This is a genomic window from Bradyrhizobium australafricanum (assembly GCF_020329495.1).
Classification (GTDB): Bacteria; Pseudomonadota; Alphaproteobacteria; order Rhizobiales; family Xanthobacteraceae; genus Bradyrhizobium; species Bradyrhizobium australafricanum.
The window spans coordinates 142,726-159,518 of record NZ_JAGKJL010000014.1 but is presented as its reverse complement, the minus strand read 5'-3'; the positions used below and the strand labels follow the sequence as shown (position 1 = coordinate 159,518).

The following is a 16,793-nucleotide window of genomic DNA, read 5'->3' as shown; positions in this document are numbered from 1 at the left end:
CCTCACTGCGCTTGGGCATCGCATGCGGACGCCGGGATCGGTCAGCCAGTTCCCGATCACCAGCCTGCCAGCGCCGCAGCCATTTGTAGCCAACGTCAGGGCTGATGTTGAACCGTTGACACAGCTCGCGCCGGTTGGCGCCTTCCTGCAATGCCAGCCGCACGAACTCGTGGCGCTGATCCATTACTGACACCTCACTCCACGGCATGGACGGCCTCCCGAATCGGACCAATCCAGCCAATGTTGATGTGTCAGCTATGTCTCCGAACACCCGTCAGTGATCTGTCCGGGCTAAACAATGCGCGGGTGATGACACCGCGTGTTTGACATCTTGAATCGCGAAGCATCCCCATCGTCGTCCTGGCGAAAGCCAGGACCCATTATCCCGAATGCCAATTGTTGCGCGGCGCTGGAGCCGCGATCCCGTTCCCAATCAACTGCGGTGGTTATGGGTGCTGGCTTTCGCCAGGACGACAGCGTGCTTGAGATGTGCCGCGCAACTACCTCACTCCGCCGGCGCCTGATCGCGCTTCAGCCGGCGCGAGCGCGTTGCTTTGTGCAGCACGCGCGCGAGCTGCTCGGCCGAATAGGGCTTCTGCAGCAGCTCGAAGCCGCCGCTGCCCTGCTGCGACAGCACCTGGCTGTAGCCGGAGGCGAGCACGATCGGCAGATCGAGGCGCTGCCGGCGGATCTCTTCCGCAAGCTCGATGCCGCTCATGCCGGGCATCACGACGTCGGTGAACACCAAGTCGAACCGGTCAGCGTCGACGGCCAGCTCCTCCAGCGCGTGGGTGGCGTTGTCCACCAGCACGCAGGTGCAGCCGAGCTGGGTCAGCGTGTCCGCGGCAAACTTTCCGACCTCGGCATTGTCCTCGACGATCAGGACCGATGCGCCGGTCCGATCGACCGAGGGCGCGTCCTCGGCGCGCGGCGCTCGCGCGCCATGCCCGCCGACGACGCGCGGCAGATACAGCGTGAATGTCGCACCCTTGCCGACTTCGCTGTTGACGGTCACCTCGCCGCCGGACTGCTTGGCAAAGCCGAACACCTGCGACAGGCCAAGGCCGGTGCCGTGACCGACTTCCTTGGTGGTGTAAAACGGCTCGAAGATGCGGCCGAACAGCTCCTGCGGAATTCCGACGCCGGTGTCGGTCACCGACACCGCGACATGGCCGGGCGAGTTCGGCGGCGTGCTGGTCGCGGACGGCAGTCCGTCCACGGCGCGGACCGCGATCGTGAGCCGGCCGACGCCGTCCATGGCGTCACGCGCGTTGACCGCCATGTTGATGAGGGCGGTCTCGAACTGGCCGGCATCGGCGTTGACGAGACAGGTCTCGTCCGGCACCTGCGCTGTGATCTCGATGCGCGCGCCGATCAGGGTTGCGATCATCTCGCTCAGGGTGCGGACATTCTGGCAGGCGTCGAACACCTCGGGCTTGAGGGTTTGCCGCCGCGCGAATGCAAGCAGCTGGTTGGTCAGCTTGGCGGCACGGTTCACGGTGTTGGAGATCGCATCGATGTAGCGCTGCCGCCGCGGCTCCGGCAGGTCCGGCCGCCGCAACATGTCGACTGACGCGCGGATCACGGTGAGCAGGTTGTTGAAGTCGTGCGCGACGCCGCCGGTGAGCTGCCCGAGTGCCTCGAGCCGCTGGCCGTGCCGCAATGCCTCCTCGGCCTCGATGCGCCGGTTGGCCTCCTCCTGCAGGCGCTGGGTTCGCCGGAAGGCGAGTGCGAGCAGGCCGAACAGCAGGGCGGTGGCCGGGATCCCGAAGATCAGGTGCTGGGCCATGGTCGACCTCCAGCGCGACTGGATCGCCGAGGTTTCGAGGCCGGCGCTGACATAGATCGGGTATCCGGCCAGCCGCTGGTAGCGCATGCGCCGCTCGATGCCGTCGGCCGGGGATTGGATCGTCATCGTCCCGGCCTCGGGATTGGCGACGATCTGCCGCCCGAGCGGGCCGTTCGGCTCGAACCGGACATCGTGGTCAACGGCAGGGAAGTGCGCCAGCACGGCGCCGTCGGTCCGGATCAGCGCCAGGAAGCTGCCGGGCTCGCGGCCGATCCTGGCGTAGAAATTCTCGAAATATTCCGGAAGCACGGAGGCCTGGATCACGCCGGCAAAGCTGCCGTCGTCGCCGTTGCGGCGCCGGCCGACGCTGAAGAACCGCGAGCCCAGATAGGGCGGCCGCGGCGTCAGCACCTCGCCGATATAGGTGCCGATGTCGCCCTGGGCATGGATCCGGAAGTAATCCCGGTCCGAGAAGTCGACGTCGGGGGCCGGCTGCACCAGGCTGTTGACGAGGGCGCGGCCGTTGGCGTCGAACACCCAGACCGATTTCACCTGGGGAAGCGCCATGGCGACCTGCCGCAGCCGCTCGTGCAGGCTCTTCTCGCGCGCGCCGATATCGGCATCGCCCATGCCGCGGACGACCTCGGTGACCTCGGCGAGGCCGCGATCGATGGTCTCGAACACCTTCAGTGCGTGCTCATGGGCGACATCGAGCGTGCGCTGGATCTCCTGGTCGGCGGCCTCGCTGGTCGAGATCCAGGACATTGCGGAGGCAAAAACGAACAGCGCCAGCGGAAGGGCCAGCGCGGCGGCCATCATCCATTGCAGCAGTCTCAGCGAATTGCGTTGTGCGGTCTGCACGGGCGCTCCGGCTCCGCGCGGACCATAACGCAAACCGTTGCGCGGGAGGAAGCGAAACGGCGCCGCCGGGCGCGGCGCGGACGCTCGTTCGCCATTCCGCGACCTGTCAAGGTTACCGGAGGCCAACCCGGATCGATCAATTCGCAGCCGGCTCGCGTCCGGGGCACCACGGGGCGGCTGCGGCGCGGCGGCATCACGACCTCGTTAGCGCCTCGCCGGCAGTCAAGCGGAAAATCGGCCTGGATGGCGCTTCCGGGCGCTGTTTTTAGGAGTTCTAAAACCTCTCACGGGCAAACGCTTGACCCTGTGACTACCTGCTGAAAAACAGGCCGCATGACAGGCGATCCAAACAGCTCCCGGGATGATTTGCAGGACGTCCGGCTCGGACATGCGGATCGCGGTTTTGTCGGAAAGATCATCAGGCTCGATGCGCTCGTGACGGGCTCATCGCTGTCTCCGCAGGAGCTGGAGCAGCGCCTGGTCGAGATGGGATTTGTCGAGGGCGCGCGCGTGGAAATCCTGCATGAAGGCACGATCCGAAAGGACCCGATCGCGGTGCGCGTCGACAACATCACGATCGCGCTGCGCCGGAGCGAAGCCATGGCTGTGATCGTCGAATGACCACTGCATCCCTGCGCCTGGCGCTGGTCGGCGCGCCGAACACCGGCAAGACGTCGCTGTTCAACAGCCTGACCGGCAGCCGTCAGAAGGTCGCCAACTACCCGGGCGTCACGGTCGAGCGCAAATCCGGCGGCTTCGTCACGCCGGAGGGCCGCAGCGTGACCGTGCTCGACCTGCCCGGCACCTATTCGTTGCGCGGCCGCAGCCCGGACGAGGAGATCACCCGCGACATCGTGCTCGGCCGCTTCGACGGCGAGGCGGTGCCCGATCTCGTGCTCTGCGTCGCGGACGCCACCAATCTGCGGCTGACCTTGCGACTGGTGCTCGAGCTGAAGCGCGTCGGCCGGCCGATGATGCTGGTGCTCAACATGATCGATATCGCAAAGCGCCGCGGCGTCACGATCGACATCGACCGGATGTCGCAGGAACTGGGACTGCCGATCGTGACCTCGGTCGCGGTCCGCAAGGGCGGCATCGACGAGCTCCTGAAGCGAACCGACGAATTCCTGGCCAAGTCGCATGAGGCGGCGGCCAGCGAATGGACGACGCCGACGATCGCCGACCTCAAGGTGGCGCAGCGCGAGGCGGACCGCATCATCGCGGCGGCGGTGACGCTGCCGACCAAGCCCGACACGCTGACCAACCGGATCGATTCGGTGGTGCTGCATCCGGTCTGGGGTCTCGTGATCCTGGCCGTGATCCTGTTCGTGATGTTCCAGGCGGTGTTCACCTGGGCGCAGCCCGCGATGGAGTTCCTGTCGGACAGCTTCGCCGCGCTCGGGCAGCTGATCCACAATTTGCTGCCCGAAAGCTGGAGCCTGTTGCAGAGCTTCCTGCAGAACGGCGTGATCTCCGGCGTCGGCAGCGTGATCGTGTTCCTGCCACAGATCATCATCATCTTCCTGTTCATCCTGCTGCTGGAAGATTTCGGCTACATGGCGCGCGCCGCGTTCCTGATGGACCGCATCATGGGCGGCGCCGGGCTGCATGGCCGCGCCTTCATTCCGCTGCTGTCGAGCTTTGCCTGCGCCATTCCCGGCATCATGGCGACGCGCGTCATCGACAACCGCCGCGACCGCCTGACCACGATCCTGATCGCGCCGCTGATGACTTGCTCGGCGCGCATTCCGGTCTACACGCTGATCATCTCCGCCTTCGTTCCGGCGACCACGCTGTGGGGCTTCGTCAATCTGCAGGGGCTCGTGATGTTCGGCCTCTACGCTGCCGGCATCACCAGCGCGCTGACGGTCTCGGCGATCGCGAAATTCTTCCTGTGGCGCGATCACGCGCCGGCGCCGTTCATGCTGGAATTGCCCGACTACAAGATGCCGCGGCTGAAAAGCATCGCGATCGGCGTGTTCACCCGCGCCAAGATGTTCTTGTACCGGGCCGGCACCACGATCCTCTCGATGATGGTGCTGATCTGGTTCCTGGCCTCGTTCCCGCAGGCGCCGGCCGGCGCCGAGGGACCGGCGATCAATTACAGCTTTGCTGCGATGATCGGCCATGTGCTCGAGCCGCTGCTGCGGCCGATCGGCTTCAACTGGCAGATCGCGGTGGCGCTGATCCCCGGCATGGCCGCGCGCGAGGTCGCGGTTGCAGCCCTCGGCACCGTCTATTCGATCGAGGGCGGCAAGGAGGCGGCGGACCAGATCGGCCAGGTGCTGGCGCAGAAATGGACGCTGGCGACCGCGCTGTCGCTGCTGGTCTGGTACATCTTCGCCCCGCAATGCGCCTCGACGCTGGCGGTGATCCGCCGCGAGACCGGCGGCGCGAAGTGGATGGTGGTGACGTTCATCTACATGCTCGCGCTGGCCTATGTCGCGAGCTTCCTGACCTTCAACCTCGCGCAGGCGCTTGGCCTGCATTGATCGGCAACGCAGTTTCATCATTTCGACTCGAAACTGCGATAGGTGCGTGCAGCCAAGCGAAGCAGTAGAGTTGGTCGAGGGCGCGTGAAGCGGCAGGCGCCTCCGCGTGTTCCCTGCGAGACCCTGCAATGTCGACGTACGGCCTGGAGCGGCTATTTTCGCCTCGAAGCATCGCAATCGTCGGCGGCAGCCCGCGTCCGTCGTCGCTCGGCGCGGCGGTGCTCAGGAACATCAGAGCGAGCGGCTTCACCGGCCGCGTCGGCGTCGTCAATCGGAACTATTCTGACGTCGATGGTACGCCGACCGTTCCCGACCTGAAATCGCTGCCATTCGTTCCGGATCTCGTCGTCATCAGCGCACCGGCGGCGGCGGTTCCCGAAATCGTCGCGGAGGCGGCTTCGGCCGGCGTTGCCGGTGCGGCGATCCTGTCGGCCGGTCTTGGCCATGGCGCGGGCTCGCTCGCGGAGACTGCGGGGCAGACGGCGCGACGGCATGGCATGCGCCTGATCGGGCCGAATTGCCTCGGCGTCATGGTGCCGCGCGCCAAGCTCAATGCGAGCTTCGCCTCGCATCAGCCGTCCGACGGGCACGTTGCCCTGATCTCGCAGTCCGGCGCGGTCGCGTCGGCGATGATCGAGTGGGCGGCTGAACGGCGGCTCGGCTTCTCCGGCATCGCGTCGATCGGCGACCAGCTCGATGTCGACGTCGCCGACCTCCTGGATTATTTCGCGCTCGACGACCACACCAGCGCGATCCTGATCTACCTCGAGGCCGTCAAGGACGCGCGCAAGTTCATGTCGGCGGCGCGCGCCGCGGCGCGGCTGAAGCCGGTCGTCATCGTCAAGTCGGGACGGATGGCGCAGGGCGCCAAGGCCGCCGCGACCCACACCGGCGCGCTGGCCGGCTCCGATGCGGTCTACGACGCCGCATTCCGCCGCGCCGGCATGCTGCGCGTCTACGACCTGCGCCAGCTGTTCGATTGCGCCGAGCTGCTCGGCCGCGGCTTCGTTCCGCGCGGCAACCGGCTGGCGATCCTGACCAATGGCGGCGGGCTCGGCATCCTCGCGACCGACCGGCTGGCCGAGCTCGGCGGCGTTCCCGCGACACTGACGGCGGAGACCATCGCGCGGCTCGACAAGGTGCTGCCGTCGGGCTGGTCCTGCGCCAATCCGGTCGACATCGCGGGCGATGCCGATGCCGACCGCTACGTGGTGGCGCTCAACGCACTGCTCGATGATGCCAACAGCGACGCGGTGCTGGTCGCGAATGTGGAAACCGCGGTGGCGCCGGCCCAGGGGATTGCAGAGGCGGTGGCGCAATGCGTGCGCGACCGCAGGACGAAGCGGAGTGCGGTCGCCGCGCTGGTGCTCGCGGCCTGGGTTGGCGCCGACGAGCGCACTGGCGCGATCTTCGAGGCGGCGCGGATTCCGCATTTCCCGACCGAGGACGATGCGGTGCGCGCCTTCATGTATCTGGTGCGCTATCGCGAGGCCTCGACCGCGCTCGCCGCAACCCCGCCGGGTGTCGCATCGGTGTTCACGCCGGAGACGGCGGCGGCGCGCCACGTCGTCGTGAACGCGCTGTCGGAAGGGCGCGCCTGGCTCGATCCGGCCGAGATCGTCGCGCTGTTCGCGGCCTATCGTATTCCGATCGCGACGACGCTCGTTGCCGGCAGTGCCGAGGACGCTGCCGAGAAGGCGGCGCCGTTCCTCGCCGAAGGACATGCGATCGTGGTCAGGGTGTTCTCGCGCGACATCCGGCACGCCTCCGACGTCGGCGGCGTGATCCTCGACCTGCGCACGAAAGATAGCGTCGTTGAAGCTGCCCGGACCGTCATGGCGCGGGCACGAAGTGCCCGGCCCGATGCCATCCTGCAAGGCGTGACGATCCAGCCGATGATCGTGCGGCGCGCGGCGCGCGAACTGATCCTCGGCATCGCCGAAGATCCGACCTTCGGTCCGGTGATCGTGTTCGGGCGTGGCGGCCCCGCGGTCGAGGTGATCAACGACAAGGCGCTGGCGCTGCCGCCGCTCGACATGAATCTCGCCCGTGAGCTGATCGGACGCACCCGCGTTTCGCGGCTGCTCGGCGGCTATGGCGATGTGCCGGCGGTCCCGGCCGATGTGGTGCCGCTCACCCTCGTCAAGCTGGCGCAGATGGCGGCCGACATTCCCGAGGTCGCCGAACTCGACATCAATCCGATGCTGGCGGACGAGAGCGGCGTGCTCGCGCTCGATGCGCGGGTCGCGATCCGCAAGCCGGCGCGGCTGTTTGCCGGCCAAACGCGGCTCGCCGTCAGGCCCTATCCGTCGCAATGGGAAGGTGAGCTTGCGCTGCGCGACGGCTCGCGTGTCACGGTGCGCCCGATGCGGCCGGAGGATGAGCCGATGGTCAGCGAGTTCTTCAAGCGCGTCACCGCCGAAGACCTCAGGCTGCGCTTCTTCCATGCGATGAAGGAATTCTCGCACGCCTTCATCGCGCGCCTGACCCAACTCGACTATGCGCGCGCGATGGCGTTTGTGGCGCTCGATCCAAACACCGGCGAGATGATGGGTGCGGTCCGGCTGCATTCGGACTCGCTGTACGAGAATGCCGAATACGCGATCCTGCTGCAGTCCGATCTCAAGGGCAAAGGGCTCGGCTGGGCGCTGATGCAGCTCCTGATCCACTATGCGCGGTCGGAGGGATTGAAGCGTCTGTCCGGCCAGGTGCTGACCGAGAACACCACGATGATCGGGATGTGCCGCGATCTCGGCTTCACCGTGACGATGGATCCGGACGATCACAGCATCGTCGATGTCGTACTCGACCTCGATCGATCCGGCGTCGATGCGGTCGGCGCCGATATCCTGATCCGGCCCGCTGCGGCTGGCCGCTGATAACAGCGCCAGCCGCGGCTGCAACGGATCAGATCTGGCGTTCGACCAGCTTGAACTTGAGCTCGGCGATCGCTTCGGAGGGGTTGAGGCCCTTCGGACACGCCTTGGCGCAGTTCATGATGGTGTGGCAGCGATAGAGGCGGAACGGATCCTCGAGATTGTCGAGCCGCTCGCCGGTCGCCTCGTCGCGGGAGTCGGTGACCCAGCGGTTTGCCTGCAGCAGCGCGGCGGGGCCGAGGAAGCGCTCGCTGTTCCACCAGTAGCTCGGGCATGAGGTCGAGCAGCAGGCGCACAGGATGCACTCGTAGAGGCCGTCGAGCTTCTCGCGGTCCTCGTGGCTCTGCCTCCACTCCTTCTGCGGCGTCGGCGTCGTGGTCTTCAGCCACGGTTCGATCGAGGCATACTGGGCGTAGAAATTGGTCAGGTCGGGAACGAGGTCCTTCACCACCGGCTGGTGCGGCAGCGGATTGACCTTCACGGCGCCGCCCGCGCCGACGTCGTGCATCGACTTGGTGCAGGCCAGCGTGTTCTGGCCGTCGATGTTCATCGCGCAGGAGCCGCAGACGCCTTCGCGGCAGGAGCGGCGGAAGGTCAGCGTCGGGTCGATGTGGTTCTTGATCCAGATCAGGCCGTCCAGCACCATCGGACCGCAATCATTGGTGTCGACATGATAGGTGTCGACGCTCGGGTTCTTGCCGTCGTCCGGGTTCCAGCGATACACCCGAAATTCGCGCGTCTCGGTGGCGCCGGCCGGCTTCGGCCAGGTCTTGCCGCCGGAAATCTTCGAATTCTTCGGAAGTGCGAATTCAACCATGCTTGCTCGCCTTCGTTCTCAGTAGACCCGCGCCTTCGGCGGGATGTACTGCACGTCATTGGTCATCGTGTAGCTGTGCACCGGACGGTACTCGATCGCGGTCTTGCCGGCCGGATCGATCCAGGTCAGCGTGTGCTTCATCCAGTCCTTGTCGTTGCGGTCCGGGAAGTCCTCGCGCGCATGCGCGCCGCGGCTTTCGGTGCGGTTCGCCGCCGAATCCATCGTCACGACCGCCTGCACGATCAGATTGTCGAATTCCAGCGTCTCGACCAGATCGGAATTCCACACCAGCGAGCGGTCCGACACCGAGATGTCGCCGACGCCGCCATAGACCTTGTGGATCAGGTTCTGGCCTTCCTGCAGCACGTCGCCGGTGCGGAACACCGCGCAATTGTTCTGCATCACATGCTGCATGCTGTCGCGCAGCTTCGCAGTCGGCGTGCCGCCGGAGGCATGGCGGAAATGATCGAGCCGGCCGAGCGCGAGGTCGGCGGAATCCTTCGGCAGCTCCGGCTGCTTGGCGTTCGCGGTCAGCTTGTCGGCAAGGCGCAGCGCCGCGGCGCGGCCGAACACCACGAGGTCGATCAGCGAGTTGGAGCCGAGGCGGTTGGCGCCGTGCACCGAGACGCAGGCCGCTTCGCCGATCGCCATCAGGCCCGGCACCACCGAATTGTCGTCGCCATTGCGCTTGGTCAGCACCTCGGCGTGATAATTCGTGGCGATGCCGCCCATGTTGTAGTGCACGGTCGGCACGATCGGGATCGGCTCGCGGGTGACATCGACATTGGCGAAGATCTTGGCCGATTCGGAGATGCCCGGCAGCCGCTCATGCAGCACCTTCGGATCGAGGTGGTCGAGGTGCAGGAAGATGTGGTCCTTCTTCTTGCCGACGCCGCGGCCTTCGCGGATCTCGATCGTCATCGCGCGCGAGACGACGTCGCGCGAAGCGAGGTCCTTGGCCGACGGCGCATAGCGCTCCATAAAGCGCTCGCCCTCGGAGTTGACGAGATAGCCGCCTTCGCCGCGGGCGCCTTCGGTGACGAGGCAGCCCGAGCCGTAGATGCCGGTCGGATGGAACTGGACGAATTCCATGTCCTGCAGCGGCAGGCCGGCGCGCAGCACCATGCCGCCGCCGTCGCCGGTGCAGGTGTGCGCCGAGGTGCAGGAGGCATAGGCGCGGCCATAGCCGCCGGTCGCCAGAATCGTGGTCTGGGCGCGGAAGCGATGCAGCGTGCCGTCATCGAGCTTGAGCGCGATCACGCCGCGGCAGACGCCCTGATCGTCCATGATCAGGTCGATGGCGAAGAACTCGATGAAGAACTCGGCCGAATGGCGCAGCGACTGGCCGTACATCGTGTGCAGCATGGCGTGGCCGGTGCGGTCGGCGGCGGCGCAGGTGCGCTGCGCCTGACCCTTGCCGTAGTCCAGGGTCATGCCGCCGAACGGGCGCTGATAGATCTTGCCGTCCTCGGTGCGCGAGAATGGAACGCCCCAATGCTCGAGCTCGTAGACCGCGTCGGGCGCGTTGCGCACCATATATTCGATCGCGTCCTGGTCGCCGAGCCAGTCCGACCCCTTCACGGTGTCGTACATGTGCCAGCGCCAGTCGTCCTGATGCATGTTGCCGAGCGAGGCCGAGATGCCGCCCTGCGCCGCAACGGTGTGCGAGCGGGTCGGGAACACCTTGGTGATGCAGGCGGTGCGCAGCCCGGCTTCCGAGCAGCCGACCACGGCGCGCAGGCCGGCGCCGCCGGCGCCAACCACGACGACGTCGTAGGTGTGGTCCTGGATCGGGTAGGCCTTGCCGTTCGTGGCCGGGCCACCGCTGGTGGCCTTGCCGTTTCCTTCACCGGCCATGGGTCAAACTCCCGACGACAATTTGAGGATTGCGTAGATCGAGGCCAATGCGACCGCGACGCAGAAGAAGTTGTTCGCCATTACGCTGGCGATCTTCAGCTTCTCGTTATGGATGTAGTCTTCGATCACGACCTGCATGCCGATCTTCATGTGCCAGGTGCTGGCGATGATGAAGAGCAGCAGGATGATGGCGATCGGGATCGAGCCGAGGATCTGCGCCGCGCCGGCATGGTTGCGGCCGATCAGCGTGATCACCACGACGATCACGGGAACGATCAGCAGCGTCATCGCAACCGCGGTGAGGCGCTGGCGCCAGAAATCGCCCGTGCCGGTGTGCGCGGAGCCGAGGCCGCGGACGCGCTCCAGCGGCGTGCGCATCGAGGAGGGGCCGCTCATCGTCCACCTCCCACGGCGTAGGCAATGATCCAGACCAAAACGGTCAGCGCGATGCCGGCGACCAGCGCGCCCCAGGTCAGGGCTTCGCGCTCATTGGCCTTGAAGCCGTAGCCGAGGTCCCAGACGAAATGCCGGATGCCGCTGCACAGATGGTGCATCAGCGCCCATGTGTAGCCGAACACGATAAGCTTGCCGATCGCGCTGCCGGTGAAGGCCTGGACGTTGGCGTAAGCCGAGGGGCCGGAAGCGGCGGCGATCAGCCACCAGGCCAGCAGCAGGGTGCCGAAATAGAGGGCCAAACCCGTGGCGCGGTGGACGATGGACAGCGCCATCGTCAGCGTCCACCGGTAGGTCTGCAAATGGGGTGAAAGCGGTCGTTCGATCCTGGCGGTCATCGGCGGGCTTTATGTTGTGAGGGACCGCGGCCGGCCCATCGGGGAACGCGGTAGAGGAGTTCTATTTACGGAGTCGGATCACCCCGCGCAACGGCCAAATAGCCTTCGGTCGAACCGAAGTTCATTGTTAGAGTTGCCGAATTCTGGTTGATCCGCAGTGTGGTATACCAGATGCAAGGTCGAGCGAACCAAGTAATGAATCAAGATAATCGTGGATCAATTAGCGCGCTCAGCCGCCCGCAAACGGGCTCCGCAAGGCATCGATTTTGCTCCACCGTTCCACCAGATAATCGACAAATGCCCTGATCTTAGGCGATGCGAGACGTGACGGCTGAAGCATCAGATGTAGCGGCGTCGGCGCCGGCTCGTGGTCGATCAGCAGGCGCTGCAGGCGGCCGTCGGCGAGCTCGGACTGCACCTGCCAGGACGGCGCGCGGACGATGCCGGCGCCCTCCCGCGCCGCACTGACCAGCGCGTCGAGGCTATTCATCCAGAGCCGACCGGATATGCGGATTTTGCGGCCCGTCTTGCTGCCGTCGGCAAAGCGCCACTCCGCGCTGCCGGGCGAATCGGAAAACACCAGGCAGTCATGCCCGGCAAGATCGTCCGGTGTCCGCGGCGCGCCGCGCCGGGCCAGATAGTCCGGCGACGCGCACACGATCAGCTGCAGATCGGTGAGCTTGCGCGCCACGAGTTGCGAGTCGCGCAAGCGGCCGATGCGTATGGCCAGATGGATGTCCTCCTCGACCATGTCGACGGCGCGGTCGACCAGAAGAAGGTCGACGGACAGCGCCGGATAGCGGCGCAGAAACTCGACCAGCAGCGGCGCGATCACGAGCCGTCCGATCAGACTCGGCGAGCTGACGCGGATCCGTCCCGATGGCTGATGCGGGTCGCGCGCCAGCGTCGCTTCGATCTCGCTGACTTCGCCGAGGATCGATTTCGCGCGCTCGTAGAGGATGCGTCCGTCGTCGGTCAGCGCGAGCTGGCGGGTGGTGCGCAGCAGCAGGCGAGTGCCGAAATGCTCCTCGAGCGCGCTGATCTGCCGGCTCACCGAGGTCAGCGAGCTTGGCAGTGAGCGCGCGGCCGCCGACAGGCTGCCGCTCTCGACCGCGCGGACAAAGGCCGCCATCGCCGCAAGCTGGTCCAAACTCGATCCTTCCATATTTCGCAAGAGAGCTCGCCAATATCGAGCAATACTCCCGCCTTCCAGAAGGGTCTAGCCTGATGGCTGCACGATGTGAGGAGCCCGAAACATGGCCTCAACTTCCACCCACCCGAAGTCGATCGAACGGCGCCGAAGCGCCGGCCGCGCCGGCGCCGACGATCCGGCCATCCTGCTTGTTTTCTCCTGCGTCGGACTGTTAATCGACGTGCTGACGTTGCCGATGCAGGGCGCGACGTCCTCGATCCCACTCCGCTGTGCCTTGATTGCGGTCGCTGCTCCCGTCGCAGCGTCGGTCGCGCTGTGGTTGGCCGACCGCACCGAGGCGGGCGCCTCCTGACGATGCGAAGGACATGATGGCCGGCCTCGACCCCAAGGAATTGCTCGAGCTTGCGCTGCTGCTGATCGCGGTCGGCGCGCTGTCCGGCTTTTTCGCCGGGCTGTTTGGCATCGGCGGCGGCGCGATCCTGGTGCCGGTGTTCTATGAATGCTTTCGCCTCGCCGGCGTGCCGCTCGAAGTGCGGATGCCGCTGTGCATCGGCACCTCGCTCGCGATCATCATCCCGACCTCGCTGAGCTCGTTCCGTGCGCATTATCGCCGCGGCGCGGTCGACATGACGATCCTGAAGCGCTGGTGGCTGCCGATCGTGATCGGCGTCGCCGCCGGCAGCGTCACCGCGCGCTTCGCGCCGGAGCGGCTGTTCAAGATTGTGTTCGTGATGGTGGCGTGGTCGGCGGCCGCGCGCCTGCTGCTGGCGCGCGAGACCTGGAAGTTCGGCGACGACGTGCCGAAGGGTTTCCTGATGCGTGTCTATGGCTTCTTCGTCGGCCTGTTGTCGACACTGATGGGCATCGGCGGCGGCCTGTTCGCCAATTTGCTGATGACCTTCTACGGCCGGCCGATCCATCAGGCGGTCGCGACCTCCTCGGCGCTCGCGGTGCTGATCTCGATCCCCGGCGCGCTGGGCTATGTCTATGCCGGCTGGCCCGCCGCCGCGCGCTTCCCCGACGTCACCGCGCTGCAGCTGCCGTTCGCGCTCGGTTACGTCTCGCTGATCGGTGCGCTGCTGGTAATGCCGACCACGCTCGTCACCGCGCCGCTCGGCGTCAAGGTCGCGCACGCGCTGTCGAAGCGGGCGCTGGAGGTGGCGTTCGGGGCCTATCTCTTCATTGTCGGCGGACGGTTCGTGATCAGCCTCGTCGGAGGGCACTGATCGGCTCGTCCTTCAGCCGTACTTCGCTGTGACCCCACCGTCGGAGGTCTCCGACACCCTCGATCCGATCGGCGTGGGACAGGAATCGCAATCGTGCTCCGATCATTTCAGGAGCTATTGGCAATTTCAGTTTCTCGCAGTCTGCCATCGCGACCCCTATAATCATCGCGACCTTTTGCCATCGCGATGTCAGGGCCGACATGATGACGTCGTCGAGCGCAGCTTCCGTAGCGCCACGGGGGAGACGCACGTCACTCCACTTCAGAGGTCGGGGGAGGGAGTTCTTCGTGAAGCTCCAGCTTCATCAGGTCGCGAAACTGTTCGTAGAGCGGTAGCATCACCTGCCATTCCAGCTCGAGCAGGAGGTCATAAAGCGGGCCATCCAATTCAAGCCGCTCCTGCTTTCCGAGCTCCGCAATCGCGATTCGAGCCTTCTTCATCGCCTCGTGCGCGATGACGAGTTGATCGTTAATCTGGATAGCCTGCTCCCGCTCCATCTACCCCTCACGACGTTCTTGCGGCTTCATCCCTTCGCGTAAATATTCTTATACGTATCCCGCAGAATATTCTTCTGCACCTTGCCCATCGCATTGCGTGGCAACTCGTCGACGACGAAGACGCGCTTCGGCATCTTGAATTTGGCCAGCCGTCCGTCGAGCGCCTTCAGCACCGCGGCCTCGCTGATATCGGCGCCCTTGCTGCACACCAGGACGGCGGTGACGCCTTCGCCGAAATCGGCATGCGGCACGCCGATCACGGCTGACTCGATCACGCCGGGCATGGCGTCGATCTCGCTCTCGATCTCCTTCGGATAGACATTGAAGCCGCCCGAGATCACAAGATCCTTGCCGCGGCCGAGGATGTGGACATAGCCCTTGTCGTCGATCTTGCCGAGGTCGCCGGTGATGAAGAAGCCGTCGGCGCGGAATTCGGCCTTGGTCTTCTCCGGCATGCGCCAGTAGCCCTGGAACACGTTCGGGCCCTTGACCTCGATCATGCCGATGGTCTCGCGCGCGAGCTCCTTGCCGGTCTCGGGATCGGTCACCCGCACCGAGACGCCGGGCAGCGCGAAGCCGACTGCGCCGGGTACGCGGTCGCCGTCATAGGGGTTGCTCGTGTTCATGTTGGTTTCGGTCATGCCGTAGCGCTCGAGTACGGCGTGGCCGGTGCGATCAGACCATTCGCGATGGGTGTCGGCGAGCAGCGGCGCCGAGCCGGAGATGAACAGCCGCATGTGCCTGGTCGCGTCCTTGTTCAGGCCGGGGTTCTGCAGCAGGCGGGTATAGAAGGTCGGCACGCCCATCATCACGGTGGCGCGGGCCATCAGCTTGATGATCACGTCCGGATCGAACTTCGGCAGGAAGGTCATCGAGGCGCGCGCGAACAGCGTCACGTTGCTCGCCACGAACAGGCCGTGGGTGTGATAGATCGGCAGCGCGTGGATCAGCACGTCCTTGTCGGTGAACCGCCAGTAGTCGACCAGCGAATACGAGTTCGAGGCCAGATTGTCGTGCGACAGCATCGCGCCCTTGGAGCGGCCGGTGGTGCCCGACGTGTAGAGGATCGCGGCGAGATCATTGTTGCCGCGCGGCACCGTGGCGAATTCCTTCGCCGCCTTGTCGGCGGCCTCGGTCAGCGAACCCTTGCCGCTGGCACCGAGCGTCTCGACCTTGGCGCCCACCTTGGCGGCGATCGCCTTGATGCCGTCCTGCTTGGAAGGATCGCAGACCACCAGCGCCGGCTCGGCGTCGGTGATGAAGTATTCGAGCTCGTTCAGCGTATAGGCGGTGTTGAGCGGCAGGTAGACGCCGCCGGCGCGCACGGTGGCGAGATACAGCACCAGGGCCGAAACCGACTTCTCGGTCTGCGCCGCGACGCGGTCACCCGGCTTGACGCCGCGCTCAACCAGCACGTTCGCCATCTGGCCTGCGCGCGCGATCAAATCGCCATAGGAGATGCGGCTGCCGTCGTGTTGCTCGATCGCGAGCCGGTTGGGGTCGTCGAGGCCGTCGAACAGGCGGGAAAACAGATTGGCGTTGGTGGTCGTGTTCATGCAAACATTCCCCGAGGGGCGAAGGGCCGGAAGATTTCGGCTGGATTAGCAAAAACGCCCTTCGGAAAGCAACGGAGACAGTTTGCATGACAAATAATGGGAAACGCGTGGCTTGGGTCACCGGCGGCGGCACCGGAATCGGCGAATCCGGGGCGGAGTTCCTGGCTGCGGACGGCTGGACCGTCGTGGTCTCCGGCCGCCGCAGGGAAGAGCTCGACCGCGTAGTGGCCAACATCACCAAAAAGGGCGGCAAGGCCGAGGCGATCCCGCTCGATGTCAGCAACAAGACCGATGTCAACAAGGCCGCCGAGACGATCGTCGGCAAGCACGGCCGCATCGACCTCCTGGTCAACAGCGCCGGCATCAATGTGCCGAAGCGCAGCTGGGCCGACATGGAACTGGAAGGCTGGGACAAGCTCGTCGAGGTCAACCTCAACGGCGTGCTCTACTGCATGCGCGCGGTGCTGCCGACGATGCGCAAGCAGAAGGACGGCTGCATCATCAACGTCGCCTCCTGGGCCGGCCGCCACGTCTCGAAGATGCCGGGCCCGGCCTACACCACGACCAAGCACGCGGTGCTGGCGCTGACCCATTCCTTCAACATGGACGAATGCGTCAACGGCCTGCGCGCCTGCTGCCTGTCCCCGGGTGAGGTCGCGACCCCGATCCTGAAGCAGCGGCCGGTGGTGCCGAGCGAAGCCGAGCAGGCCAAGATGCTGCAGCCCGAGGATTGCGGCCGCACCATCGCTTTCGTCGCCAGCATGCCGGCACGGGTGTGCATGAACGAGATCCTGATCAGCCCGACCCACAACCGCGGCTTCATCCAGACGCCGGCGAACCGGGATTAGATGAGGTCCGTCTTCTCCTTCCCCCTGAAA

The 16,793-nt window shown here is 65.7% G+C and carries 16 protein-coding genes; 6 read left to right on the top strand and 10 right to left on the bottom strand.

The annotated features are described in order from the left end of the window. Together J6525_RS15380 and J6525_RS15375 are read right to left on the bottom strand one after the other, a co-directional pair. Positions 1-208 (bottom strand): helix-turn-helix domain-containing protein (locus tag J6525_RS15380; protein WP_225645303.1); only part of this gene is annotated, 208 nt, incomplete at its 3' end. 297 nt (positions 209-505) lie between these two features. Next, complete coding sequence (locus J6525_RS15375) at positions 506-2,650, bottom strand: hybrid sensor histidine kinase/response regulator family protein (RefSeq protein WP_225645302.1); 2,145 nt, start codon at positions 2,648-2,650, stop codon at positions 506-508. A 333-nt stretch (positions 2,651-2,983) separates the two neighbouring features. Here J6525_RS15375 and J6525_RS15370 point away from each other — a divergent pair, with 333 nt between their 5' ends. The 3 genes from J6525_RS15370 to J6525_RS15360 all read left to right on the top strand — a co-directional run bounded on the left by J6525_RS15370 (position 2,984) and on the right by J6525_RS15360 (position 8,021). Further along, complete coding sequence (locus tag J6525_RS15370; RefSeq protein ID WP_057018132.1) at positions 2,984-3,271, top strand: FeoA family protein; 288 nt, start codon at positions 2,984-2,986, stop codon at positions 3,269-3,271. Further along, entirely contained in the window at positions 3,268-5,142 is a 1,875-nt protein-coding gene (gene feoB, locus J6525_RS15365) for a ferrous iron transporter B (RefSeq protein ID WP_225645301.1), read from the top strand. Before J6525_RS15370 ends, feoB begins: the two co-directional genes overlap by 4 nt. Positions 5,143-5,270: 128 nt before the next feature. Next, on the top strand, positions 5,271-8,021 hold the full coding sequence (locus J6525_RS15360) for a bifunctional acetate--CoA ligase family protein/GNAT family N-acetyltransferase (protein WP_225645300.1): 2,751 nt from the start codon (positions 5,271-5,273) through the stop codon (positions 8,019-8,021). A 28-nt stretch (positions 8,022-8,049) separates the two neighbouring features. Here J6525_RS15360 and J6525_RS15355 read toward each other — a convergent pair whose 3' ends face one another. From J6525_RS15355 to J6525_RS15335, 5 genes are all read right to left on the bottom strand, one after another. Next, positions 8,050-8,835: a succinate dehydrogenase iron-sulfur subunit gene (locus J6525_RS15355; RefSeq protein WP_028337893.1), complete on the bottom strand. Its 786-nt coding sequence runs from the start codon at positions 8,833-8,835 to the stop codon at positions 8,050-8,052. 18 nt (positions 8,836-8,853) lie between these two features. Next, entirely contained in the window at positions 8,854-10,692 is a 1,839-nt protein-coding gene (gene sdhA / locus J6525_RS15350; RefSeq protein WP_225645299.1) for a succinate dehydrogenase flavoprotein subunit, read from the bottom strand. 3 nt (positions 10,693-10,695) lie between these two features. Next, entirely contained in the window at positions 10,696-11,070 is a 375-nt protein-coding gene (sdhD, locus tag J6525_RS15345; RefSeq protein WP_085964893.1) for a succinate dehydrogenase, hydrophobic membrane anchor protein, read from the bottom strand. 14 nt (positions 11,071-11,084) lie between these two features. Then, positions 11,085-11,483 carry a succinate dehydrogenase, cytochrome b556 subunit gene (sdhC, locus tag J6525_RS15340; protein WP_028337891.1) on the bottom strand — a complete coding sequence of 133 codons (399 nt, stop codon included), beginning with the start codon at positions 11,481-11,483 and terminating at the stop codon, positions 11,085-11,087. Between the two features lie 229 nt (positions 11,484-11,712). Further along, positions 11,713-12,633 carry a LysR family transcriptional regulator gene (locus tag J6525_RS15335; protein WP_225645298.1) on the bottom strand — a complete coding sequence of 307 codons (921 nt, stop codon included), beginning with the start codon at positions 12,631-12,633 and terminating at the stop codon, positions 11,713-11,715. Positions 12,634-12,739: 106 nt separating this feature from the next. Here J6525_RS15335 and J6525_RS15330 point away from each other — a divergent pair, with 106 nt between their 5' ends. Then, positions 12,740-12,988 (top strand): hypothetical protein, encoded by a 249-nt coding sequence (locus J6525_RS15330; protein ID WP_225645297.1) that lies wholly within the window; start codon positions 12,740-12,742, stop codon positions 12,986-12,988. Positions 12,989-13,001: 13 nt separating this feature from the next. Next, positions 13,002-13,862 carry a sulfite exporter TauE/SafE family protein gene (locus J6525_RS15325; protein ID WP_225645296.1) on the top strand — a complete coding sequence of 287 codons (861 nt, stop codon included), beginning with the start codon at positions 13,002-13,004 and terminating at the stop codon, positions 13,860-13,862. On the opposite strand, the gene J6525_RS47470 is transcribed toward J6525_RS15325, so the two are convergent. The 3 genes from J6525_RS47470 to J6525_RS15310 are packed head-to-tail and all read right to left on the bottom strand — an operon-like array spanning position 13,840 to position 15,915. Continuing rightward, positions 13,840-14,112 carry a DUF3658 domain-containing protein gene (locus J6525_RS47470; RefSeq protein ID WP_225645295.1) on the bottom strand — a complete coding sequence of 91 codons (273 nt, stop codon included), beginning with the start codon at positions 14,110-14,112 and terminating at the stop codon, positions 13,840-13,842. The genes J6525_RS15325 and J6525_RS47470 overlap by 23 nt on opposite strands. A 1-nt stretch (position 14,113) precedes the next feature. Then, a complete protein-coding gene (locus J6525_RS15315) occupies positions 14,114-14,359 on the bottom strand; it encodes a hypothetical protein (RefSeq protein WP_225645294.1) in 246 nt (81 codons plus the stop codon). A 26-nt stretch (positions 14,360-14,385) separates the two neighbouring features. Next, positions 14,386-15,915, bottom strand: a complete 1,530-nt coding sequence (locus tag J6525_RS15310; RefSeq protein WP_225645293.1) for a malonate--CoA ligase — start codon at positions 15,913-15,915, stop codon at positions 14,386-14,388. 86 nt (positions 15,916-16,001) lie between these two features. Between J6525_RS15310 and J6525_RS15305 the strand changes: the two genes are divergently transcribed. After that, the gene (locus J6525_RS15305) at positions 16,002-16,763 is read left to right on the top strand and encodes an SDR family oxidoreductase (protein WP_225645292.1); all 762 of its coding nucleotides are present in this window, start codon (positions 16,002-16,004) and stop codon (positions 16,761-16,763) included. Positions 16,764-16,793: the final 30 nt, after the last annotated feature.